Genomic DNA, 23375 nt, shown 5'->3' on the forward strand with positions numbered 1-23375 from the left:
GATGACCTCTCGCCCGCTTGACCGCCTGCTCAGACCGCAAACGATCGCCGTCTTCGGCGGGCGCGAGGCGCGCAGGGTGATCGAGCAGTGCGACCGCATGGGCTTTTCCGGCGATATCTGGCCCGTCCATCCCAAGCTCGACGAGGTGCTCGGACGGCGGTGTTATCGCTCGGTATCCGATCTGCCTTCGGCTCCGGACGCCGCTTTCGTCGGTGTCAACAGGACGCTCACCGTCGACATCGTGCGCAGCCTTTCTGTGGCCGGCGCCGGCGGAGCGGTCTGTTATGCATCGGGCTTCAGCGAGGCGACGGCGGAACTCGGCGATGGCGCAGATCTGCAACGGGCCCTTCTGGAGGCGGCGGGAGACATGCCGATCCTCGGGCCGAACTGCTACGGGCTGATCAATGGTCTCGACGGCGCGCTGCTCTGGCCCGACCAACACGGCATGAAACGCATCGAATGTGGCGTCGCCATCCTCACGCAGTCTTCCAATATCGCCATCAACCTGACCATGCAGACACGCGGGCTGCCGATCGCCTATGTGGTCACGGCAGGCAATCAGGCGCAGACATCTCTTGCCGATGTCGCCTGCGCATTGATCGACGATCCACGCGTCACGGCGGTCGGCCTTCATGTCGAAGGTTTCGGAGATCTCGCCGGCCTCGAACGCCTTGCCGCCATTGCCCGCCGGTCTAAAAAGCCGGTCGTCGTGCTGAAGGTCGGCAGGTCCGAGAAGGCAAGACATGCGGCGGTGTCGCACACCGCCTCGCTTGCGGGCAGCGATGCGGTGGCCGACGCGGTGCTTGCCCGCCTCGGCATCGGCCGTGTCCAAAGCCTACCGGCATTGCTGGAAACGCTGAAGCTGCTGCATGTCGCCGGCCCTCTCCCAAGCCATTCGATCTCGTCGATGAGCTGTTCCGGCGGCGAGGCTTCGCTGATGGCGGATGCCGCCGTCGGCCGCGATGTCGAATTCCCTGCGCTTGAGCCACGGCAATTGCCGCGTCTTCGGCGAGCCCTCGGCGAGATGGTGGCGCTCTCCAATCCGCTCGACTACCACACCTTTGTCTGGGGTGATTTCGAACGCCAGACCGAAGCCTTCAGCGCCATGTTCGAAGGCGGTTGTGCCCTTAATCTCGTCGTCCTCGATTTCCCCCGGGGTGATCGCTGCGATGCGTCGGAATGGGCGACGACGGCAGACGCGGTCATCGCCGCGGCCTCCGCCACCGGTGCGCTGGCCGGCCTTCTCGCAACCCTTCCCGAGAATATGCCGGAGCCGATCGCCGACCGGCTGATAGCCAATGGCATCGTCGCCTTCTCCGGCATCGACGAAGCCATCATTGCGGCGGAAGTCGCTGCCGGTATTGGCAAGGTCTGGGATTGCCCGGCACCCCTGCCGCTGCTCGACGGGCCGTTCTTGGACGGTGAAATCGAGACGCTGACGGAAGCCGATGCGAAGACGGAACTTGCTGCCTGCGGCCTCCCTGTTCCCTGGGGGCTGCAGGCTTTTTCTCCCCGTGAAGCCGCCGAGCAGGCCGAGCGGCTCGGTTTCCCCGTCGTGCTGAAGGGGCTTGGCATTGCGCACAAGACCGAGGCCGGCGCCGTCGCGCTCAACCTGAGGGATAGTGGGGCGGTCTCAAACGCGGCCTTGGCGATGCCCCCGAATGGCGGTTATCTCGTCGAGAAGATGATCGATCCGCCGGTCGCCGAACTCATTGTCGGCGCCATCCGCGACTCCGTCTTCGGATTGTCGCTGACCTTGGGCGCTGGCGGGATTTTCGTTGAATTGCTTGAAGATTCCGTCATCCTGCCGCTTCCGGCGACGAAAACCGAGATTCATGCGGCGATTTCACGCCTCAAAGTGGCAAAATTGATCTATGGCTATCGAGGGCGCCCGAAAGGCGATCTCGACGCCGCGGTCGCCGCTATCGCAGCCGCGGCAGATTATGTCGTAACGAACGCCGCGCGGCTGGAGGAACTGGACATTAATCCATTGATGGTTCTTCCCGAAGGACACGGCGTTATTGCTGTCGATGCCCTGATACGGCGGAGGAGGTAGCATAGGTTGAGCGACTACATTCGCACACGACAGGACGGCGGCTTGCTCGAAGTCGTCATCGACCGGCCGAAGGCGAATGCCATCGACCTGGCGACCAGCCGCGCCCTGGGATTGATCTTCCGGGATTTTCGCGACGACCCGACCTTGCGTGTGGCTATCGTGTCGGGCGCCGGCGAAAAGTTCTTCTGTGCGGGATGGGATCTGAAGGCGGCTGCATCAGGCGATGCGGTCGACGGCGATTACGGTGTCGGCGGCTTCGGCGGCCTGCAGGAACTGCGCGACCTCAACAAGCCGGTCATCTGTGCGGTCAACGGCATCTGTTGCGGCGGCGGATTGGAGATCGCGCTGTCGACCGACCTGATCCTCGCCGCCGAGCATGCGACCTTCGCCCTGCCGGAAATCCGCTCGGGCACGGTTGCCGATGCGGCTTCGATCAAGCTGCCGAAGCGCATTCCCTATCACATCGCCATGGACATGCTTCTGACCGGGCGCTGGCTCGACGTTCACGAGGCGCATCGCTGGGGTTTCGTCAACGAGATCCTGCCGGCCGACCGGCTGATGGAGAGAGCCTGGGAGCTTGCCCGGCTGCTCGCAAGCGGGCCGCCGCTTGTCTATGCGGCCATCAAGGAAATCGTCCGCGAAGCGGAGGGTTCGACGTTCCAGACTGCCATGAACAAGATCACCAAGCGGCAGTTTGCAACAGTCGACAGGCTCTATTCGAGCGAAGACCAATTGGAAGGCGCACGGGCTTTCGCGGAGAAGCGAAGCCCCGTTTGGAAAGGAGAATAGGGAGGCGGCGGCAACCGCAGCATTTTCCCGCATGATGCGGGCACCCAAGGTGGAGAGGAAACCGCCTGCGGATCTGCCCGGAAGTTCTGTCAACGCACCATAAAGAAGGAACTGGGGAATGAACGACTATACGAAATATCTGACAAGCCGCGTCACCGCCGGCGGTCTCAGCCGCCGCGAATTCATGGGACGCGCCATGGCGGCGGGCATCACACTTGCCGTCGCCGACAAACTCTTCACCGAAAGCGCCGAAGCCGCCGAACCGAAGCGCGGCGGCCACCTGAAGCTCGGCCTCGAAGGCGGTGCGGCCACGGATTCCAAGGACCCGGCAAAATTCCTATCGCAAGTCATGTTCTGCATTGGCCGCTGCTGGGGTGACATGCTGGTCGAGTCCGATCCGCTGACGGGTGCCGCCGTGCCATCGCTTGCTGAATCCTGGGAGCCGTCGAAGGACGCCGTCACCTGGACTTTCAAGATCCGCAAGGGGGTCAAGTTCCACGATGGCAAGGAAATGACGATCGACGACGTGGTCGCGACGCTGAAGCGCCACACCGATGCCAAGTCGGAATCCGGTGCGCTTGGTGTTCTTGGCTCGATCAAGGAAATCAAGGCCGACGGCGGCAATCTCGTGCTGACGCTCAGCGAAGGTAATGCCGACATGCCGTTGCTGCTTTCCGACTACCATCTGGTCATCCAGCCGAACGGCGGCGTCGACGATCCGCTGGCCTCGATAGGCACCGGTCCGTACAAGCTGACGAGCTTCGAGCCCGGCGTCCGCGCCACGTTCGAAAAGAACAAGGACGACTGGCGCACCGACCGGGGCTATGTCGATTCGATCGAGATCATCGGCATGAACGATGCGACGGCCCGCATCGCCGCGCTTTCGTCCGGCCAGGTGCACTACATCAACCGCGTCGATCCGAAGACCGTCAACCTCTTGAAACGCGCACCCAATGTCGAGATCCTCTCGACCTCCGGCCGCGGTCACTACGTCTTCATCATGCACTGCGACAAGGCGCCGTTCGACAATAACGACCTGCGCCTGGCCCTCAAATACGCCATGGACCGGGAGACCATGGTGCAGAAGATCCTCGGCGGCTACGGCAAGGTCGGCAACGACTTCCCGATCAACAGCACCTATGCGCTCTTCCCGGAGGGCATCGAGCAGCGCGTTTACGATCCCGACAAGGCCGCCTTCCACTACAAGAAGTCGGGTCACAGCGGCTCGGTTCTTCTGCGCACCTCCGAAGTCGCCTTCCCCGGCGGTGTCGATGCAGCGGTCCTCTATCAGGAGAGCTGCAAGAAGGCCGGCATCGAGATCGAGGTCAAGCGCGAGCCGGGTGACGGCTACTGGACCAACGTCTGGAACGTCCAGCCCTTCTCGACCTCCTACTGGGGCGGCCGGCCGACGCAGGACCAGATGTATTCCACCGCCTATCTCTCGACGGCGGACTGGAACGACACCAAGTTCAAGCGTCCTGACTTCGACAAATTGCTGCTGCAGGCCCGTTCCGAACTCGACGAAGCCAAGCGCAAGGACATGTACCGCACCATGGCGATGATGGTGCGCGACGAGGGCGGCGTGATCCTGCCGATGTTCAACGATTTCGTGAACGCCTCCACCAAGCAGGTGAAGGGTTATGTCCACGACATCGGCAACGACATGTCGAATGGCTACGTCGCAACGCGCGTCTGGCTGGACGCCTGATGGCAAAGGGGCGGCTGCCCCTCCGATCTCCAACGAAACCGGGACCGTGGGATGAAACCCGCGGTCCCTCCCGACGTTTTAGCGCGAGGTCCTCGCCATGACCAATCCTGTCCCGAGCAACACCTTGCCCGGCCTCCGGTTCAGGCAGCGTTTTCCGCTGCTGGCCCTCATCCTCGAGCGTTTCGTGCTCAGCATGATCCTGCTCTTTGCCGTTTCGCTCCTGATTTTCGGCGGCCTGGAAGCCCTGCCCGGCGATTTTGCCACCACCTATCTCGGCCAGTCGGCAACGCCGCAGGCCGTCGCCAATATCCGTCAGGATCTCGGGCTGAACCGTCCGGTCACGACCCGCTACGTCGAATGGCTCGGCAACGCGGTTCAAGGCGACTTCGGCACCTCCTGGGCCAGCAAGAATTCGGTCAGCGAACAGATCGGCAAGCGCCTTGGAAATTCGCTCTTCCTGGCAGGTTTCGCGGCGGTGATATCGGTGCCGCTCGCTGTCGGCCTCGGCATGCTGTCGGTGCATTTCCGCAACCGCATGCCGGATAAGATCATCAACGTGATCTCGCTTGCGGCGATCTCCCTGCCGGAATTCTTCATCGGCTACCTGCTGATCCTGTTCTTCGCGGTAAAGTTCGGCATGGCAACCTTCCCGGCAACCGTCTATGACAGCATGGGCTTCGGCGAGCGATTGAAGGCGATCGCCCTGCCGACGGCGACCCTCGTGCTCGTCGTGCTCGCGCATATGATGCGCATGACGCGGGCCGCGATCCTCTCGGTGATGTCGTCTGCCTATATGGAGACCGCGGAGCTGAAGGGCCTCAGTGCCTTCCGCGCAATCGTCAAACACGCCGCTCCCAATGCGCTTGCGCCGATCATCAATGTCGTCGCCTTGAACCTCGCCTATCTCGTGGTCGGCGTCGTCGTTGTCGAAGTCGTCTTCGTCTATCCCGGCATGGGGCAATACATGGTCGATGCGGTGACCGTCCGCGATATGCCGGTGGTGCAGGCCTGCGGCTTGATCTTCGCGGCAGTCTATATCTTCCTCAACATGACGGCCGATATCCTCGCGATTATCGCCAATCCCCGGCTGAGGCATCCGCGATGAGATTGAGAGATATCCCCATCACCGCCTGGATCGGCATGACAGGCATCGCCATCGCCTTCATCTTCGCGATCTTCGCCCCCTGGATCGCTCCCTATGGCGAAACGCAGGTTGTCGGCGATGTCTGGCAGCTGCCGGATAATCAATATATCTTCGGTCTCGACAATCTTGGCCGCGACATCCTTTCGCGGCTGATCTACGGCGCGCGCACGACGCTGCTGGTCGCATCCGCCGCGACCATCATCTCCTTCTCGCTCGGCATCGTCCTGAGTTTTACCGCCGCCGTCTCGCGCGGCATCATCGACACGGTGTTTTCGCGCTTCAACGATCTGATGATGTCGATCCCGACGCTGATCTTCGCGCTGGTGGTGCTTGCGGTCCTGCCGCAAAATCTGATTGTCCTGATCCTTGTCATGGCGATCCTCGATTCCACCCGCGTCTACCGTCTCGGCCGCGCCGTGGCGCTCGATGTCGCGGTGATGGAGTTCGTCGAGGCGGCGAAGCTGCGCGGCGAAGGCAAGATCTGGATCATCTTCCGCGAGATCCTGCCGAATACGCTGTCGCCGCTGCTTGCCGAATTTGGGCTGCGCTTCGCCTTCTCGATCTTGTTCCTCTCGACACTGTCCTTCCTCGGCCTCGGCATTCAGCCGCCGGCGGCCGATTGGGGCGGCATGGTCAAGGACAACAAGGATGGCATCATCTTCGGCATCTCGGCGGCACTGGTGCCGGGCACGGCAATTGCGACCCTCGCCGTCTGCGTCAACCTCGTCGTTGACTGGCTCCTGAAACGCACATCCAGCCTCAAGGGAGGGCGCGGCGATGCCTGAGCTTCTTTCCGTCCGCAACCTGAAAATCGAAGCAACCAGTTACCCGCCGGGCGAAGCGCCCAAGCGGGTGACGATCGTCGACGGGGTTTCCTTCGATCTAGAAAAGGGCAAGGTTCTCGGCCTGATCGGCGAATCGGGCGCCGGCAAGTCGACGATCGGTCTCTCGGCGCTTGCCTATGGCCGGGGTGGCGCCGAAATCACCGGCGGCGAAGTGCGGCTCGACGGCGCCGATATCCTCGCGCTGGGCAAGAATGGCATCCGGAAAATTCGTGGGGCCCGGGTCTGCTACGTCGCGCAATCGGCCGCCGCCGCCTTCAATCCGGCTCACAGGCTCGGCGATCAGGTGATCGAGGCGTCCATCAAACATGGCCTGATGACCAAGGACGAGGCGCGCAAACGGGCGCTTTATCTGTTCGGAGTTCTCGGCTTGCCCAATCCCGAAACCTTCGGCGAGCGCTTTCCCCATCAGGTTTCCGGCGGCCAACTGCAGCGGGCGATGACGGCGATGGCGCTCTGCTCCAATCCCGAACTCATCGTTTTCGACGAGCCGACCACCGCACTCGATGTCACCACGCAGATCGACGTGCTGGCGGCGATCAAGCATGCCATCGAGGAAACCCACACTGCCGCCCTCTACATCACCCATGACTTGGCCGTCGTCGCCCAGATCTCGGACGACATCATGGTTCTGCGCTATGGCAAGCAGGTGGAATATGGCAGCGTCAAGCAGATCATAGAGGCGCCGCGGGAAGATTATACCCGTGCCCTCGTCAATGTCAGACAGGCTTATCGCGAAGAAGCCGCCGATCAGTCCGCAGCCCTTCTCAAAGTGGAGAAGGTCAGCGCCGAATATTCCAACGGCTTCAAGGTGCTCCACGATGTCTCGCTGCATGTGCCGAGGGGGCAGACGCTCGCCGTCGTCGGCGAATCCGGTTCGGGAAAGTCGACCCTGGCGCGCGTCATTACCGGCCTCCTGCCGCCGACCAGCGGGCGGATCGTCTTTGACGGCAAGCCGCTTATGCCTGGTCTGAAGAGCCGGCCGAACGACGACCTCAGGCGGATCCAGTTGATTTACCAGATGGCCGATACGGCGATGAACCCGCGCCAGACGGTGCGCGACATCGTCGGCCGGCCGCTGACCTTCTATTATGGCCTGAGAGGCGCCGAGAAGACCGTCCGCGTGAAGGAATTGCTCGACCAGATCGAAATGGGCAACGGCTTCATCGATCGTTATCCGGCCGAACTGTCCGGCGGGCAGAAGCAACGCGTGGCAATCGCCAGAGCGCTTGCCGCCAAGCCGGAACTGATCCTCTGCGACGAGCCGACCTCGGCGCTCGATCCGCTGGTTGCCGAAGGCATTCTGAAACTGCTGCTGAAGCTGCAGGAAGAGGAACAGCTCTCTTACGTCTTCATCACCCATGACATCGCTATCGTGCGCGCTATCGCCGACAGCGTCGCGGTGATGCATCGCGGCAAGCTCGTCCGCTTCGGTCCCAAATCCCAAGCGCTGTCGCCGCCCTTCGACGATTACACCGACCTGCTGCTGAAATCCGTGCCCGAGATGGAGATCGGCTGGCTGGAGCGGGTACTGACGACGCGGAAGATGGCAAGCGCTGGAAATTGAAGGCTCCAAATCTTCCGGCAGTCATCCGCATCTGATGGCTTGGTCGCAAATCGGTGTCTTCAATACTCTGCCGGCACCGCATACACTTCCGCGGATGGATCTGCGAGGAACGAGCGCACCGTCGGTGGCAGCTGGCGTGAAGACAGCGTGAGTGGTCCGCAGCGCGACAGAAGCTCGCGCAGGTCGGGCTCGGCGCCGACATGCCGCCAGATCATCCGCGACGCATAGGGGAGATTTTCCCTTCGCCAGGAAACTCCCATTGTCGTCCCGCGCAGATAGACGCGCTGGTACTCGTCGAATGGCAGGAGGATCGTCTGTGACAGTATCGGATTCGAGCCGACCACCCGCTCCGTAATGAAAATCCGGTTTCGATAGAAGGCAGCAAGGCCGACATATTTCGAAAACTGCTGGATGCCGTTTCCGGGGTCCCGCAGACGCTCCATTGATTTGACATGCGCAAGCCCACCCTTCTCCAAAATGCGACTGCAAGAACAGACAACCATTCCTGGCCAGGACGGTGAACGATGATAGGTTTGGAAATAGCCGATATGGCGCCTGAGCGCGGTCAGATCTCCTGGGAACGCCTTTAACAGTTCGGAACTTTGATTGAGGCCCAGAGTCGGTTTGCGAAGCCGCTCGCGAAAGAGCCTGGGAGCGAGACCAAAGTCGGCTGCGTCGAGATCGAAATACTTGGCTGTGCGCGCGAGATTATGGGCAGACGGGCTCGTCTGGCCGTTGATATATCGATTGAATTGCTGCCGATTGATATCGATCGCGCGGCACAGATGCGAAATGGAACGCTGCGTGGCGCAGGCAATCTTGAGGTTCTCGACCAGGTGACGCATCGACGGCTCCGTCTTAAATGTTAGTAGCGTAAACTCGCTTAAAGATGCGTCAAGTCGCGAAATTGCGTGGAGCAGCCTGACCTCTACGTTCCCTTCTAATAAAATTGAAAAGGGAACTGCAATGACACGTGAAAAGGATCAATCTTCGCCTCTGAGTATCGGCCGCCGTCACTTCCTGGGCGGTGCCGTCGCGCTGGGCGCTTTGCCTGCTCTCACCTCCGGCCTGCTGGTGCCGCGCGATGCCCACGCGCAGGAAGCGAAACGCGGTGGTCATCTGAAACTCGGCCTCAAGGGCGGCGCCACCAGTGATGCGCTCGACCCTGCGACCTATAGCGCTTCCGTGTTGTTCGTCATTGGCCGTCTCTGGGGCGACACACTTGTCGAATCCGACCCCAAGACCGGTGCGCCCTTGCCGTCGCTGGCGACTTCCTGGACGCCATCAGCGGACGCATCCGTCTGGACTTTCAAGATCAGGAACGACGTGCAGTTTCACGACGGCAGCAAGATGACCGTCGCGGACATCGTCGCGACACTGAAGCGACATGCGGACAAGAATTCGCAGTCGGGTGCTCTGGGGCTCATGGCCTCGATCACCGGTATCGAAGAAAAAGCGGGCGACCTGATCCTGACGCTTTCGGAAGGCAATGCGGACCTGCCTTTGCTTTTGACCGACTACCACCTGATCATCCAGGCGAAGGGCGGCGTCGACAATCCTGCGGCGGCCATCGGTACAGGTCCTTACATTTTGAAAAGCTTCGAACCGGGCGTTCGCGCAGCCTTCGAGAAAAACCCGAAGGATTGGCGCTCCGACCGCGGCTTTGTCGACAGCGTCGAAATCCTAGTGATCAACGACAACACCGCCCGCATTGCCGCACTTGCCTCCGGCCAGGTCCATTTCGTCAACAACGTCGACCCCAAGACCGTCCCGATGCTGCAGCGAGCACCGACCGTCGACATCCTCCGGAATGCCGGCAAGGGCTTCTATTGTTTCCTGATGCATTGCGACACCGCTCCCTTTCAGAACGCCGATCTTCGGCTTGCGCTGAAATATGCCATCGATCGTCAGGCGATCCTCGACAAGGTTCTGGGCGGCTACGGAACGATCGGCAACGACTATCCGGTCAATTCCAACTACGCCCTCGCCCCGACCGATATCGAGCAGCGCCCTTATGATCCGGACAAGGCCGCCTTCCACTTCAAAAAATCGGGTCTCGACCGCTCCATTCAGCTGCTCACGTCAGACGCGGCCTTTCCGGGCGCCGTGGATGCGGCGATCCTGTTCCAGCAAAGCGCGCGCAAGGCCGGCATCACGATCGACGTCAAGCGCGAACCGGAAGACGGCTACTGGACCAATGTCTGGAACAAGCAGCCCTTCTGCGCCTCGTTCTGGGGCGGTCGTCCGACCCAGGATTCGCGCTATTCCACCTCCTACCTGTCGACCGCAGAATGGAACGACACGCGTTTCAAGCGCGCGGACTTCGACAAAATCGTTCTGCAAGCAAGGTCTGAACTTGATGAGGCCAAGCGAAAAGTGCTTTATCGGCAATTGGCGCTGATGGTGCGAGACGATGGCGGTCTGATCTTGCCCGTCTTCAACGACTATATCATGGCCTCTTCGAAAACGCTGAAGGGATATGTCGACGATATCGGCAACGATATGTCCAACGGCTACATCGGCAGCCGTGTGTGGCTTAATGCCTAAAACTCTTCTGGATATATGACCATGTCAGACCGCAGCTTCACGACCATCGAAAACCAGTGGATCACCTTGAAGGACGGCACGCGGCTCGCCGCACGCATCTGGATGCCCGCCGGCACGGAGAAGGATCCGGTGCCGGCGGTCTTCGAGTTCCTGCCCTATCGTAAGCGCGACGGGACAAGCCCGCGTGATGAATCCACCTACCCCGTCTTCGCTGCAGCCGGGATTGCCGGCGTGCGCGTCGATATCCGCGGATCGGGAGAATCCGACGGCGTCATCGATGGCGAATATACCGAGCGTGAGCTTGCCGATGCCTGCGAGCTGATCGCCTGGATTGCCGCGCAGCCGTGGTCGAACGGCGCGGTCGGCATGATGGGCATCTCCTGGGGCGGGTTCAACAGCCTGCAGGTGGCAGCACTGCGTCCGCCGGCGCTGAAGGCCGTCATCTCGATCGCATCGACCGTCGACCGCTACAACGACGACATTCACTACAAGAACGGCTGCCATCTCTCCGCCCAGCTGTCCTGGGCGGCGACCATGCTCGGTTACCAGTCGCGCCCGCCGGATCCTGCCCTTATCGGTGAACGCTGGAAGGAGATGTGGCTGGAACGCCTGGCCGGTGAGCCCTTCTTCCTGGAGGAATGGCTGAGCCACCAGCGTCGTGACGATTTCTGGCGTCATGGCTCGATCTCAGAGGATTTTTCGAAGGTGCAGATCCCGGCGCTCGTCATCGCCGGGTGGGCGGACGGCTACCGCAATACGCCACTGATGGCGGTCGAAGGCCTGGGTAAAAAAGCAAAGGCGCTGATCGGTCCCTGGGTCCACAAATATCCGCATTTCGCCTGGCCGAAGCCGCGCACGGATTTCCACGGCGAGGCAATTGCCTGGTGGAATAAATGGTTGCGCGGCGAGGAAAATGGGATCGACCGGCTTGCCCAGACCCGCGCCTATATTCTCGATGCGATCCGCCCTGCCGCGCGCCGCGATAGCGATACGGGCTTCTGGATTGCCAAGGATGTCTGGTCGCCGCCGCACATGCAATGCTTCTATGTCGAGCAATTCGGCCGGCTGACGGAGGGTATGCCGATCCCGCATGCGCCCGAACATCCCGTCTATCTTCATTCGCCGCTCGATACCGGCACGGCAGCAGGCGAATATTTCACGCTGAAGCCCGACGCCGAAATGGCGATCGATCAGCGCTCGGACGATGCCGGCTCGCTGGTCTTCGATACGATGCCGCTCGCCGGCGATTGCGACTATCTCGGCCGGCCCGTGCTGACGCTTAGGCTGCGCGCCCACGCGGCGGGCGGCAATCTCTGCGCCCGGCTCGTCGACGTCCATCCGGACGGCACGGCAACGCGCGTCGCCTTCGGCGTCATCAATCTCACCCATCGCGACGGCAATGCCGATCCGAAACCGCTGGTGCCGGGCGAGACGGTGTCGGTCCGGCTGGTGCTCGACGCCTGCGGTTACCGCTTCCGCAAGGACCATCGCATCCGTCTTTCGCTTTCCACCGCCTATTGGCCGATGATCCTGCCGCCGCCGGAGGATGAAGGCATCGAAGTCGATATTGCGTCACTCGGCCTGGCGCTGCCGGTGATCGGCGACCATCGCCGGATCGAAATCAGCGAGCCGGCCAATCCCGATCCCCTGCCAAAATATATCGAACACGTGGCCGCGGCGACGAAGCGGCAGGTCATCCGCGATCTCTCGGCCAACCGGACGGACTATCATATCCATGAGGATACCGGGCTCACCGAACACCCTGAGACCGGCCTGTCGACCCGGCAATTGCGCGAGGAAGTCTGGTCAATTGCACCGGATGATCCGCTGTCGATGACGGGAACGTCGACCTGGACCTGCGATATGCGCCGACCCGGCTGGTCCGCCCGCACGGTCGCGACCGCGCGGATTGCATGCACCGGCACCGAGTGGATCATCGCTGCCATCGTCACCGCTTTTGAAGATGACGTGCAGATCTTCGAAAAGGTCTTTGCGGAAAAGCGGATCGCGCGCGACCTGATGTAATCATCAAGGCGTTGCAAAATGCCTGACGGCCTCGCAAACGGCGCGGAAGCCGTCTTGCGCGCCATCGCTGATGTGGCGGGCGCGCAGCCATGCATGCACCATTTGCGGCTCCTCCCGGAACCAGACTTCGACGCCTTCCGCGGTGAGCCGGGCGGCATAGTGCCGACCGTCGTCCCGGAGCGGATCGAAATGCGCCACAGTGATGAAGGCCGGCGGCAGTCCGGCAAGCGAAGATGCCTTTAACGGCTCGGCGATTTCGTTTCCATCAGGCGCCTGCAGGATATCGCGGTAATAGGCGACATCGGCCGTCGTCAGGCCGGGCGCCGCTGCCATTTCGACATAGGAACCGGCATCGAGGTCGCCGCCGAGCGCGGGGTAGATCAGGACCTGTCCGACAATTCCGGTCAGTCCTTCATCGCGCGCCCGCAAGGCAAGGCCGGCCGCAAGGTTGCCGCCGGCGCTGTCGCCGATCAGCACGACCTTATTGTTGGCGGCAAGAAGATGTTTGAGGACGGCGAAACCGTCATCCGTCTGTGCCGGCCAGCGATATTCAGGGGCCAGCCGGTAATCGACGGAAACCAGTTCCGCGCCGGAAAAATCGGCGATCTCGGCGCAGATGGCATGATGGCTCTTGAGCGAGCCGACGACGAAGCCGCCGCCGTGAAGGTAGAGCAGGATGGTGCGCGTGCTGATTTTCCGCGGACGATAGCGCCGGATCGGGATGCGCTGGAGCATGCCGTCCGCAAAGATCATATCAGGGGGCAGTGCGCGGTCGAAGCGCGCGCAAAGCGCGTCGTACCAATGCCGCTGCTGCTCGACCGATGCCTGGACGGCATCTGGCGGATAGAAACTGTCGCAGATGTCGAGAAACTGCAGAATGCCCTTTTCGGTGGGCGCAGGCGATGGAGCGGACATGCAGGGTCCTTTCGAGTTGGGACACACAGATCATGTCCCTGGCCGACTCTGACCCCATCATGCGCCTTTGCCCTGGAGGCAATCTGTCTGGCCGCGACCCAAGGATGTCGCGATGCTTGCTTATTTTGATCCTCTATTTCCGGGCTTTGCCGCTTTTTCAAAAAAATCCGATAATTTTTTCGTCGTCGACCCAAGGAAAGCTATTGGAGAAACGTCTCAATCCCGAAATAGCATCTTGGCTGATAGCTTGGGGGTAGGTGCGCATTGGATGCGGAGCTCATAGAACGAGCGCAGGGGGGCGACCGGGAGGCCTTTGGGCAACTGGTCTCGCGCCATTATGATTTCGTCCACGCGACGGCGTGGCGATGGTCGGGCAGTTCAACCGACGCCGACGACATCGCCCAGGAGGTTTGCGTCAAGCTCGGCGCGGCGATCAGCGGTTTTCGCGGCGCCAGCCGCTTCAGGACGTGGCTCTATACGCTGACGCTCAACGCCGCCCGCGACCATCGGCGCAAGATTGCGCGGGAAGAACAGACATTCCGCGCTTATGCCGCCGAACCGCAGCCGGACGCGCCGGGCAGAAATGATGACGAGCTATCGAGCGAATTATGGGCGGCCGTGCGTGCCTTGCCGGAACGGCAATGCGACGCGGTGCTGCTCGTCTATGGCGAAGGCCTCAGCCATTCGGCTGCCGCCGATGTCATGGGCTGCTCAGAGGCAACCGTGTCCTGGCAGGTGCACGAGGCGCGCAAGAGGCTGAAGACCACGCTCGGCAAGGAAGAGGTATGATGGACAAGGAACTCGAAAAGCTCTCCCGTCTCATAGCCCCGGCCGCCGATCCGGAAGCGCGCGCGCGCGCCCTTGCCGCGGCGATGCAGGCCTTCGACAGTGCGGAAACTAATGCGGCGGCAGCCCAAGGAAATGCGAAAGGCTGGCGTCCAAGCTCCATCATCAGCTGGATATGGAGCCCTGCCATGAACAAGAAATTCCTCGCCGGTTCAGCCCTCGCGACGCTGCTCGTCATTCCCGCCGCCGGTTACCTCACGATCGAGCTGACCCGCAACGGATCGCCGGTCGTCGACCAGACCAAGATCGCCGGCAACCTCGTGCAAAACAACATGCCGAAACCGGGCGATCAGCCGGCGGCGGCCGCACCTCAGCTTCCCGAGGCGACCGCCGAAGAGAAGAGGCTGGCAAAATTGTCGGCCGCTGGCGGCGCGCAAGCCTTGCGGGACGAGGAGCCGCAATCTGAAAAGCCTGATGCGGCGCCGCCCTCCGAATCCGATACCGGGGAGATCGCTGCTCTTAAGAACAAGTCGGAGGATTCCGCCGCGACCCTGGGGTTGGCCAAACGCGCTGCCCCCGCCACTCCCGGCATCGTGGCTCAAGGGCAGCTATTGGCCGAACCGATGGCCGTCGCTCCCTCACCTGTTCCGCCAGCGGAGGGACGTGCCCAGATCCAGCTCGATCCAAACCGCGAGCGGTTTGCCAATGCCGCGGCAAATCCGATCAAGAGCGTGGCGACCGATCCGGTCTCGACCTTCTCCGCCGATGTCGACAGCGCGTCCTATTCCTTCGTCCGCCGCTCGCTGACGGGTGGGGCGATGCCCGATCCGCAATCGGTTCGCGTCGAGGAGATGATCAATTATTTTCCCTACGACTGGCCGCGTCCCGACAAGGCCGATCAGCCTTTCAAGGCAACCGTGACAGTGATGCCGACGCCGTGGAATCACGACACGGAACTGATGCATGTGGCGATCAAGGGCTACGACATCGCGCCGGCGACCGCGCCGCATGCCAATCTGGTGTTCCTGATCGACGTCTCGGGTTCGATGGACGAGCCGGACAAGCTGCCGCTGCTGAAGAGCGCCTTCCGTCTCCTGGTCAACAGGCTGAAGGCGGACGACACCGTCTCGATCGTCACTTATGCCGGCAATGCCGGTACGGTGCTGGAACCGACGCGCGTGGCGGAGAAGTCGAAGATCCTCTCGGCAATCGAAAGGCTGGAAGCTGGAGGCTCGACCGGCGGCGCCGAGGGGATCGAGGCTGCCTATGGTCTTGCCAAGCAGGCCTTCGTCAAGGACGGCGTCAACCGGGTGATGCTGGCGACGGACGGCGACTTCAATGTCGGCCCGTCGAGCGACGAGGACTTGAAGCGCATCATCGAGGAGAAACGCAAGGACGGCATCTTCTTGACCGTTCTCGGTTTCGGACGCGGCAATCTCAACGATTCCCTGATGCAGACACTGGCGCAGAACGGCAATGGCAGCGCCGCCTATATCGACACTCTGGCCGAGGCGCAGAAGACACTGGTGGAAGAAGCCGGATCGACGCTGTTTCCGATCGCCAAGGACGTCAAGTTCCAGGTCGAGTTCAACCCGGAACGGATCGCCGAATACCGGCTGATCGGCTACGAGACGCGCGCCCTGAAGCGGGAGGATTTCAACAATGACCGGGTCGACGCCGGCGATATCGGCTCCGGCCACAGCGTCACGGCCATCTACGAGATTACCCCGAAGGGAAGCCCCGCGGTGATGAATGACGACCTGCGATATGGCGCAGCCGAGAAGGCTCCGGCAGCGACTTCGGACAACGCACGTCAGGGCGAACTTGCCTTCGTCAAGATGCGCTACAAGCGGCCGGGCGAGGACAAGAGCGCACTGATCACCACGCCTGTCGGTGACGACAACGCAGTCGCCAGCATCGACGCCGCGCCTGGGGATGTCCGCTTCTCCGTAGCCGTCGCCGCCTTCGGCCAGAAACTGGGCCGTGTCGCCGCCGTCGATGCCTATTCCTATCAGGCGATTGCCGATCTCGCTGCGGCATCGCGGGGACCGGATCCCTTCGGCTACAGATCGGATTTCCTCGGGCTCGTCAGGCTGGCGGACAGCCTCAGTCACCAATGAGGAGCGATGCACCGCAAATCAGGGACCGCCTGGGAAAGGCGGTCTCCGCGTCTGGCTTTGAAGATCAGAGCTAGAATTTTCAGCTTCGCGTTCAGTCTGACGACTGATGGATATGGCCAAATCAGTCCACAGGATGAAACAGACATCCATTAATACAGATCGTGGACTGATTTATTGCTAGGTGCAGAATAGCGAAGAGAGAAAAAGGAGCGGACTTCGCAAGCCCATCGGTAGATTCTTCGCAGGTCGACCACCACACACAACTCCTCAACCGAGACCGGAACGCCAGCGCTCTATCCCGGTCTCGATCCGTTAGCCGTAAGATAGACGGCGTAAAGAGAGGTTGTTGCGGTGATGAAGAGGCGGTTCCGTTTCTCGCCGCCGAAAGCAACATTGGAGACGATCTCGGGAATATGGATCTTGCCGAGCAGGGTGCCATCCGGATCGTAAGCATGCACGCCGTCGGCGGCGCTCGTCCAGATCCTGCCCTTGCGGTCGACGCGAAAGCCGTCGAAAAAGCCTGAAGTGCATTCGGCGAAAATGCCGAGATCGGTCAGCTTTCCACTCTCCGATACGCCGAGTTTTCGAATATGACGCGGACCGTCCGCCATGTGCGTCCCGCCGGTATCGGCGATGTAGAGCACCCTTTCGTCGGGGGAGAAAGCCAGCCCGTTCGGCTTGACGAAATCGGACGCCACCCGGTCGGTCGTACCTGTGGCCGGATCATGCCGGTAGACATGGCATCCGCCGATTTCCTCTTCGCCGTAATCGCCCTCATAATCGTGGAGGATGCCGTAGCTCGGATCGGTGAACCAGACCGTCCCGTCGGATTTGACGGTAACGTCGTTCGGAGAATTGAGCCGTTTGCCGGCAATGCGATCCGCCAGCACGGTAATCCCTCCATCGAAATCCGTCCGCGTGACCCGACGCGCCAGATGCTCGCAGGTAACAAGCCTTCCCTGATTGTCGACCGTGTTGCCGTTCGAGTTGTTGCTGGGCGAGCGGAACACCGACGTCTGCCCGCTGGTATCGTCGTAGCGCATCATGCGATTGTTGGGTATATCCGAGAAGACCAGATAACGCCCGGCGGCGAACCAGGCCGGTCCCTCCAGCCAGCGGCCGCCTGTCCAAAGCCGCTCGACGCGGGCATGGCCGACGAAGCAGTTTTCAAAGCGCGGGTCGAGAACCTCAAAGCCCGTACCCTCGATTTCCCCGAACATGTTGCTTCCTCATCTAAAATTGTTATCGATACCATTCTGCCTTGTTTTGCAGTCTTCGTATAGACGCCGACGGACTGTGGAAGGCCGCGTTTCTGCAATAATATCGATTGTACGATGATAGCGATAACTTTATCGTATCCTGAGTTGCCCAACTTGGAAGCTGTTTTGAAAGCGGGGGCCAGTGAAAAACGAGGATGAGCCAAAAGACAAGCGTCTCAAGGGAGGAGACGTCCAGAAGCTGACGATGGCTGAGGTCGCCAAATATGTCGGCGTATCGGCCATGACGGTTTCGCGCGCCTTTCGGCAGGATGCGAGTGTTTCCGAAGAGACCCGCAAGCGCATCATGGAAGCTGTCGACGCGCTGGGCTACGTGCTCGACCTTTCGGCCGGCAGTCTTTCCTCACGGCGCAGCGGCTTCATCGCGGCGTTGGTACCCTCCATCAACAATTCGAATTTCTCCGACACCGCGCGCGGCATTACCGATGCGCTGGAGGATACCGGCCTTCAGCTACTTCTCGGCTATACCGACTATTCCGCCGAAAAAGAAGAAAAACTGATCGAGGCGATGCTGCGCCGACGCCCCGAAGGCATCATCCTGACAGGCGGTTCGCACACCGCGCGCGCGCGCCGCATGCTTGATAAGGCCGGCATTCCGGTGGTTGAAACCTGGGAAATTCCGGAGGAGCCGATCAATCATGTCGTCGGCTTTTCCAATGGCGAGGCCATGTCCCTGCTGGTGCGCACCCTCGCCAGCCAGGGCTATCGGAGGTTCGGCTATATCGGCGGAACGACGGCGCGCGATACACGCGGCAGCCAGCGGCGAAGCGGTTTCCTGAAAACCGTCGAAGAACTAGGCTTGGGACCAGGCCGGGCGATTTCCTTCGGCGTGCCGCCAATCACCATGGAACAGGGCGGCCAGGCGATTGTCAGCCTGCTGGAGCGCTGGCCGGACACGGAAGTGGTTCTCTGTGTCTCCGACCTTTCGGCCTTCGGCGCGATCATGGAATGCAAGCGCAGGGGAATGAGCGTGCCAGGTGACATCGCCATTGCCGGCTTCGGCGATTACGAGATCTCGTCGATCTGTCATCCCAGCATCACCACCATCAATGTCGACTGTTACGGCATCGGCCGTCAGGCTGCCGCCCGCCTGCTCGATGCCCTGCAAGGCAGCGGCGAGGCGACCGGCGACGAGATCACATTGACGGGCTATAGGGTCGTTCTGCGCGAAAGTACCGACCGCGGCGCCTCATAGCTGGCGACGATATCAGAAGGCGATCTGCACCTTCATCGACTTGTTGCGGTCGCTGGCCAGCTCGAAGGCGGCGACGGCCTCGTCGATCCCGAAGACGCCCGTCAGCAGCGGTTTCAGATCGACGCGACGCGCGTTGATCAGTTCGACGGCAAGGGCGAATTCCTCGTGAAAGCGGAATGTTCCGCGCATCTCGATTTCCCTGGCGACGATCATGTTCTGCGGGATCGATACATCGCCGCCAAGGCCGAGCTGGACGAGAACGGCCCGGGGCTTCAGTACCTCGAGACCGGCGCGCACGGCGCGCTCATTGCCCGACGCTTCGAACATAACGTCGAAATATCCCTTGTCGGCGCCGTAATCGGCAAGGTCGGCGGCATGGGTGGCAACGTTGATCGTTCGATCCGCGCCGCTGGTGCGGGCGATTGCCAGAACGCTGTCGGTCACATCGGTCGCGACGATCTCGCGGGCGCCGAGAACGCGGGCGGCAACGATCGCCAGCATGCCGATCGGACCGCAGCCGGTGACCAGCACCCGCTTGCCCAGCAGCGATCCGGCGCGGCTAGCCGCATGCAGCGTCACGGCAAAGGGTTCGGCGAAGGCGGCCTCGTGAATGGAGATGCCGTCGGCGACCTTGTGGCACTGCCAGCGCTCAGCCACCAGCCGCTGGCGAAAGCCGCCCTGAATATGCGGCATCGGCATGGCGCTGCCGTAAAACCGCATGTTGAGGCAATGGTTCTGCTGTCCTTTCAGGCAATATTGGCAATGATTGCACGGCCGGCTCGGAGAAACCGCAACGCGGTCTCCGACAGCAAGGTCGCTCACACCGGCACCCAGCGCCTTGACGGTGCCGGCAATTTCATGGCCGAGGATCATCGGTTCGCGCAGGCGAACGGTGCCGAAGCCGCCATGATTGTAATAATGCAGGTCGGAGCCGCAAATGCCGCCGGCTTCGATGGCAACCTCCACCTGCCCAGCTCCCGCAACCTCCGGCTCGCGCTCTTCGATCCTGAGATCCTTGGCGGCATGAATGACGATGGCTTTCATATTGGGATCCTCATACGACCGGAGTCGGAAGCGCGCGACCGGCAAAATGCGCGGCGAGATTGTCTCTGACCAGCTGGCCCATGGCCTTGCGGGTTTCGACGGTACCGGAGCCATGATGGGGCTGCAACACCACGTTTTGGAGCGCCAGGAAACGCGCATCGATCTTCGGCTCGTTCAGGAACACGTCGAGGCCGGCGGCCTGGATGGTGCCGTCCTGAAGAGCTGAGATCAGCGCCTCTTCGTCAACGGTCGTCCCGCGCGAAACATTGATCAGCATGCCGTTGGGGCCGAGCGCTTTGAGCACATCGGCGTTGATGATCTTCATGGTCGCCTGCCCGCCGGGGACGATGACGATCAGGAAATCGGCCCAGTCGGCCAACGCGATCAGGTCCGGCTGGTAGGCATAGGCAACATCCCTATGCTCATTGCGGGCGAAATAGGAGACATCGCAGCCGAAAGCGGCAGCCCGCTTGGCGATCGCCTTGCCGATCCGCCCCATGCCGGCAAGCCCGACCTTCTTGCCGGAGACGCGGGTCACCAGCGGCATGGCGATATTGCCCCACTGGCCATTGCGGACGAAAACGTCGGCCTGAGGAATCTGCCGGGCCGTCGCAAGCAGCAGTCCGATGGCGATGTCGGCGACATCTTCGGTCAGCACGTCAGGGGTATTGGTGACGCGAATGCCGTTGGCGCGGGCATAGGAGAGGTCGATGGCATCGGTGCCGACGCCGTAACAGGAAACGATTTCCAGTCTCGGTAATTGTGTCATCAGGTCGGCGGAGGCGCCGAGTTCGCCGCGCGTCGCGATGGCGCGAATATCCTTGCCGACCCTTGCGATCAGTTCCTGCCGGTCTGCCGCTTCCCACAGGCGGTGAACGCGATACTTCGCCTCCAGATCGACCATGTCCCATTCCGGATAGGCTCCGGTCATCAAGATCTCTACCTCAGGCACCGCTTCCATCCCGCATTTTGACAATTGATTATGTTATCGATAACATATAATTCGGAAAAGCGATGTCAAGTGAGTTTCACCGCGAGTAGCGGTATAAGCCCTCATTCGCAGCGACACCGGAGGAGTGATTTGTATGAAGAACCTGTTTGATCTTAGCGGGCGGCTTGCCCTGATCACCGGCTCGAGCCAGGGGATCGGTTATGCCCTGGCCGAGGGCCTGGCGCAGCACGGCGCCGAGGTCATCATCAACGGCCGCACCCCCGAAAGCGTCAAACGCGCAGTCGAGAGCCTCAAGGCTCAAGGCCTGTCTGCGCATGCGGCCATCTTCGACGTCACTAGCAAGGACGCCGCCAAACAGGGCATCGACGCGATCGAAGCCGATATCGGGCCGCTCGACATCCTGATCAACAATGCCGGCATGCAGTTTCGCACGCCGCTGGAAGATTTTCCGGCGGACAAATGGGAACTGCTGCTGACCACCAATATTTCGAGCGTGTTTTACGTCGGACAGGCGGCCGCTAAAGCCATGATCGCTCGCGGTCAGGGCAAGATCATCAACATCGCCTCGGTACAGAGTGAGCTCGCCCGTCCCGGCATCGCCCCCTACACGGCGACCAAGGGCGCAGTGCGCAATCTGACGCGCGGCATGTGCGCCGACTGGGCCAAACACGGCCTGCAGATCAACGCGATCGCGCCCGGCTACTTCAAGACGCCGCTCAACCAGGCGCTCGTCGACAATCCCGAATTCTCGTCCTGGCTCGAGAAGCGGACGCCGGCCGGCCGCTGGGGCAATGTCGAGGAACTGGTGGGAGCTGCCGTTTTCCTGGCGGGTCGCGGCTCGTCCTTCATCAACGGGCATACGCTTTATGTCGACGGCGGCATCACGACCTGCCTCTGATAGAGACGCGACGATGGGCTTCGAGCAAAAGACACCGCCTCTGGCCGTCGTCGTCATGGGCGTCAGCGGCTGCGGCAAATCCTCGGTTGGTGAGCGTATCGCCGCTCAAAACGGCCTGACGTTTTTGGAGGGCGACCAGCTCCACCCCGCTCGCAATGTCGAAAAAATGGCTAAGGGCATACCGCTGACCGATGACGACCGCCTGCCGTGGCTCGACAGGATCGGCGCGGAAATAAAGGCTGCGCAAAACCAGTCGCAAGGCGTGGTGATTTCGTGCTCGGCGCTCAAGAGAAGCTACCGGGACAGGCTGAGACACGCGGCAGGCGGGCGCCTGGCTTTTGTTTTCCTCGACGGATCGCGCGAGCTCCTGCTGTCGCGGATGCAGGCTCGCCAAGGCCATTTCATGCCGGCGTCGCTGCTCGACAGCCAGCTGCAGACGCTGGAACCGCCGACCGGTGAGCCTGGTGTTGTGACGGTCGCGATCGATGGTGTTTTGGATGATATGGTGGCGCTGGCTTGTGAGGAGCTGAGAGGCGTGGCCATCAAGGGAGGGTTTCATGCAGGATGATTCTAGGGCAAATGTCGCCGTTATCGGAGCCGGCATTATGGGAACGGCGATCGTCACCCGACTGATTGAAACCGGCCACACAGTATCGGTCTTCGATCTCGATGCCGAAAAGGTCGCCGCATTGGCAGCCAAGGGCGCCAAGACGGCGAGCTCCGTGGCGGATGCCGTCTCAGCCGCGGAATTCTGCGTGCTCAGCCTCAATCACGCAAATATCGTGCGCGCAGTCGTCTTCGGCGAGAAGGGTGTTGCGGCGGCGGCAAATGCCGGCAAGTTGCTGATCGATATGTCCTCGATCGACCCGGCAGAGACCGCCGACATGGCGAAGCGGCTGCGTGCGGAAACGGGCATGGCATGGGTGGATTGCCCGCTTTCGGGCGGCGTGCCCGGCGCGCTTTCCGGCAAACTGACGATCATGGCCGGTGGCAGCCCCGAGGATTTCGAGCGGGCGCGGGTGGTGATGCGGCATCTTGCCGCCAATTATACGCTGATGGGTGCCTCCGGCGCCGGGCAGACCACCAAGCTGATCAATCAGCTGTTCTGCGCTGTGCTGTTCCAGTCGGTTGCGGAAGCCGTCAAACTCGCGGAAGCCGGTGGTGTCGATCCGGCCGCCATCCCGGCCGCCCTTGCCGGCGGCAGGGCGGACAGCCGGATAATGCAGGAATTCATGGAAAAATTTGCCGCCCGGGACTTCTCGCCGACAGGCAGGATCGACAACATGCTGAAGGACCTGGATTCGCTTCAGGCCTTCGCATTGAAGACGAAAACGCCGCTGCCGATGACGGGCGCAGTGGTCGAAATTCATCGCCTGCTTTGCGCAGCCGGCCTCGGCCCGAAAGACTCGGCGGAGATGATGCGTCTTCTCGACGGATTTCAGGCCGGCTGAAAATCTCTTGCGGGAATGCGAGATCACTATCTTTCTGCTTGACCATTCACGAATGTTAT

The 23375-nt window shown here is 61.5% G+C and carries 19 protein-coding genes; 14 read left to right on the plus strand and 5 right to left on the minus strand.

Annotation, left to right across the window (positions count from 1 at the left end; genetic code table 11):
• Position 1: 1 nt before the first annotated feature.
• The 6 genes from ATY29_RS18315 to ATY29_RS18340 all read left to right on the plus strand — a co-directional run bounded on the left by ATY29_RS18315 (position 2) and on the right by ATY29_RS18340 (position 8106).
• A complete protein-coding gene (locus tag ATY29_RS18315; RefSeq protein ID WP_097532950.1) occupies positions 2 to 2056 on the plus strand; it encodes an acetate--CoA ligase family protein in 2055 nt (684 codons plus the stop codon).
• 6 nt (positions 2057 to 2062) lie between these two features.
• The gene (locus tag ATY29_RS18320; RefSeq protein ID WP_097532951.1) at positions 2063 to 2845 is read left to right on the plus strand and encodes a carnitinyl-CoA dehydratase; all 783 of its coding nucleotides are present in this window, start codon (positions 2063 to 2065) and stop codon (positions 2843 to 2845) included.
• A gap of 118 nt (positions 2846 to 2963) precedes the next feature.
• Positions 2964 to 4553: an ABC transporter substrate-binding protein gene (locus tag ATY29_RS18325; RefSeq protein ID WP_003572292.1), complete on the plus strand. Its 1590-nt coding sequence runs from the start codon at positions 2964 to 2966 to the stop codon at positions 4551 to 4553.
• A gap of 97 nt (positions 4554 to 4650) precedes the next feature.
• Entirely contained in the window at positions 4651 to 5658 is a 1008-nt protein-coding gene (locus tag ATY29_RS18330) for an ABC transporter permease (protein WP_097532952.1), read from the plus strand.
• Positions 5655 to 6482 (plus strand): ABC transporter permease, encoded by an 828-nt coding sequence (locus ATY29_RS18335; protein ID WP_003572288.1) that lies wholly within the window; start codon positions 5655 to 5657, stop codon positions 6480 to 6482. Before ATY29_RS18330 ends, ATY29_RS18335 begins: the two co-directional genes overlap by 4 nt.
• Positions 6475 to 8106, plus strand: a complete 1632-nt coding sequence (locus tag ATY29_RS18340; protein WP_097532953.1) for an ABC transporter ATP-binding protein — start codon at positions 6475 to 6477, stop codon at positions 8104 to 8106. The genes ATY29_RS18335 and ATY29_RS18340 overlap by 8 nt, the downstream gene beginning before the upstream one ends.
• A 59-nt stretch (positions 8107 to 8165) precedes the next feature.
• Here the strand turns inward: ATY29_RS18340 and ATY29_RS18345 are convergent, their stop codons facing one another.
• On the minus strand, positions 8166 to 8951 hold the full coding sequence (locus ATY29_RS18345; protein ID WP_097532954.1) for a helix-turn-helix domain-containing protein: 786 nt from the start codon (positions 8949 to 8951) through the stop codon (positions 8166 to 8168).
• Between the two features lie 121 nt (positions 8952 to 9072).
• Here ATY29_RS18345 and ATY29_RS18350 point away from each other — a divergent pair, with 121 nt between their 5' ends.
• Both ATY29_RS18350 and ATY29_RS18355 read left to right on the plus strand, forming a co-directional pair.
• A complete protein-coding gene (locus tag ATY29_RS18350; RefSeq protein ID WP_097532955.1) occupies positions 9073 to 10653 on the plus strand; it encodes an ABC transporter substrate-binding protein in 1581 nt (526 codons plus the stop codon).
• 21 nt (positions 10654 to 10674) lie between these two features.
• Positions 10675 to 12678 carry a CocE/NonD family hydrolase gene (locus tag ATY29_RS18355; protein ID WP_097532956.1) on the plus strand — a complete coding sequence of 668 codons (2004 nt, stop codon included), beginning with the start codon at positions 10675 to 10677 and terminating at the stop codon, positions 12676 to 12678.
• A gap of 3 nt (positions 12679 to 12681) precedes the next feature.
• Here the strand turns inward: ATY29_RS18355 and ATY29_RS18360 are convergent, their stop codons facing one another.
• Positions 12682 to 13593, minus strand: coding sequence for an alpha/beta hydrolase (locus ATY29_RS18360; RefSeq protein WP_097532957.1), 912 nt, complete (start codon positions 13591 to 13593; stop codon positions 12682 to 12684).
• A gap of 264 nt (positions 13594 to 13857) precedes the next feature.
• Between ATY29_RS18360 and ATY29_RS18365 the strand changes: the two genes are divergently transcribed.
• Both ATY29_RS18365 and ATY29_RS18370 read left to right on the plus strand, forming a co-directional pair.
• The gene (locus ATY29_RS18365; protein WP_097532958.1) at positions 13858 to 14382 is read left to right on the plus strand and encodes an RNA polymerase sigma factor; all 525 of its coding nucleotides are present in this window, start codon (positions 13858 to 13860) and stop codon (positions 14380 to 14382) included.
• The gene (locus ATY29_RS18370; protein WP_097532959.1) at positions 14379 to 16499 is read left to right on the plus strand and encodes a vWA domain-containing protein; all 2121 of its coding nucleotides are present in this window, start codon (positions 14379 to 14381) and stop codon (positions 16497 to 16499) included. The genes ATY29_RS18365 and ATY29_RS18370 overlap by 4 nt, the downstream gene beginning before the upstream one ends.
• 293 nt (positions 16500 to 16792) lie before the next feature.
• Here the strand turns inward: ATY29_RS18370 and ATY29_RS18375 are convergent, their stop codons facing one another.
• Entirely contained in the window at positions 16793 to 17719 is a 927-nt protein-coding gene (locus ATY29_RS18375; protein WP_097532960.1) for an SMP-30/gluconolactonase/LRE family protein, read from the minus strand.
• Between the two features lie 181 nt (positions 17720 to 17900).
• Between ATY29_RS18375 and ATY29_RS18380 the strand changes: the two genes are divergently transcribed.
• Complete coding sequence (locus ATY29_RS18380; protein ID WP_097532961.1) at positions 17901 to 18971, plus strand: LacI family DNA-binding transcriptional regulator; 1071 nt, start codon at positions 17901 to 17903, stop codon at positions 18969 to 18971.
• A gap of 12 nt (positions 18972 to 18983) precedes the next feature.
• Here the strand turns inward: ATY29_RS18380 and ATY29_RS18385 are convergent, their stop codons facing one another.
• Both ATY29_RS18385 and ATY29_RS18390 read right to left on the minus strand, forming a co-directional pair.
• Positions 18984 to 20015: an L-idonate 5-dehydrogenase gene (locus ATY29_RS18385; protein WP_097532962.1), complete on the minus strand. Its 1032-nt coding sequence runs from the start codon at positions 20013 to 20015 to the stop codon at positions 18984 to 18986.
• A gap of 10 nt (positions 20016 to 20025) precedes the next feature.
• Complete coding sequence (locus ATY29_RS18390; protein ID WP_097533076.1) at positions 20026 to 20967, minus strand: 2-hydroxyacid dehydrogenase; 942 nt, start codon at positions 20965 to 20967, stop codon at positions 20026 to 20028.
• Between the two features lie 133 nt (positions 20968 to 21100).
• Here ATY29_RS18390 and ATY29_RS18395 point away from each other — a divergent pair, with 133 nt between their 5' ends.
• Genes ATY29_RS18395 through ATY29_RS18405 form a run of 3 tightly spaced genes read left to right on the plus strand, consistent with a single transcriptional unit; the run spans position 21101 to position 23316 of the window.
• Positions 21101 to 21865 carry an SDR family oxidoreductase gene (locus tag ATY29_RS18395; protein ID WP_003572267.1) on the plus strand — a complete coding sequence of 255 codons (765 nt, stop codon included), beginning with the start codon at positions 21101 to 21103 and terminating at the stop codon, positions 21863 to 21865.
• Positions 21866 to 21878: 13 nt separating this feature from the next.
• The gene (locus tag ATY29_RS18400) at positions 21879 to 22433 is read left to right on the plus strand and encodes a gluconokinase (RefSeq protein WP_003572266.1); all 555 of its coding nucleotides are present in this window, start codon (positions 21879 to 21881) and stop codon (positions 22431 to 22433) included.
• Positions 22423 to 23316, plus strand: a complete 894-nt coding sequence (locus ATY29_RS18405; protein ID WP_003572265.1) for an NAD(P)-dependent oxidoreductase — start codon at positions 22423 to 22425, stop codon at positions 23314 to 23316. The genes ATY29_RS18400 and ATY29_RS18405 overlap by 11 nt, the downstream gene beginning before the upstream one ends.
• The last annotated feature ends 59 nt before the right edge of the window (positions 23317 to 23375 follow it).

Origin of the sequence: Rhizobium hidalgonense, assembly GCF_002914525.1 — a bacterium.
Classification (GTDB): Bacteria; Pseudomonadota; Alphaproteobacteria; order Rhizobiales; family Rhizobiaceae; genus Rhizobium; species Rhizobium hidalgonense.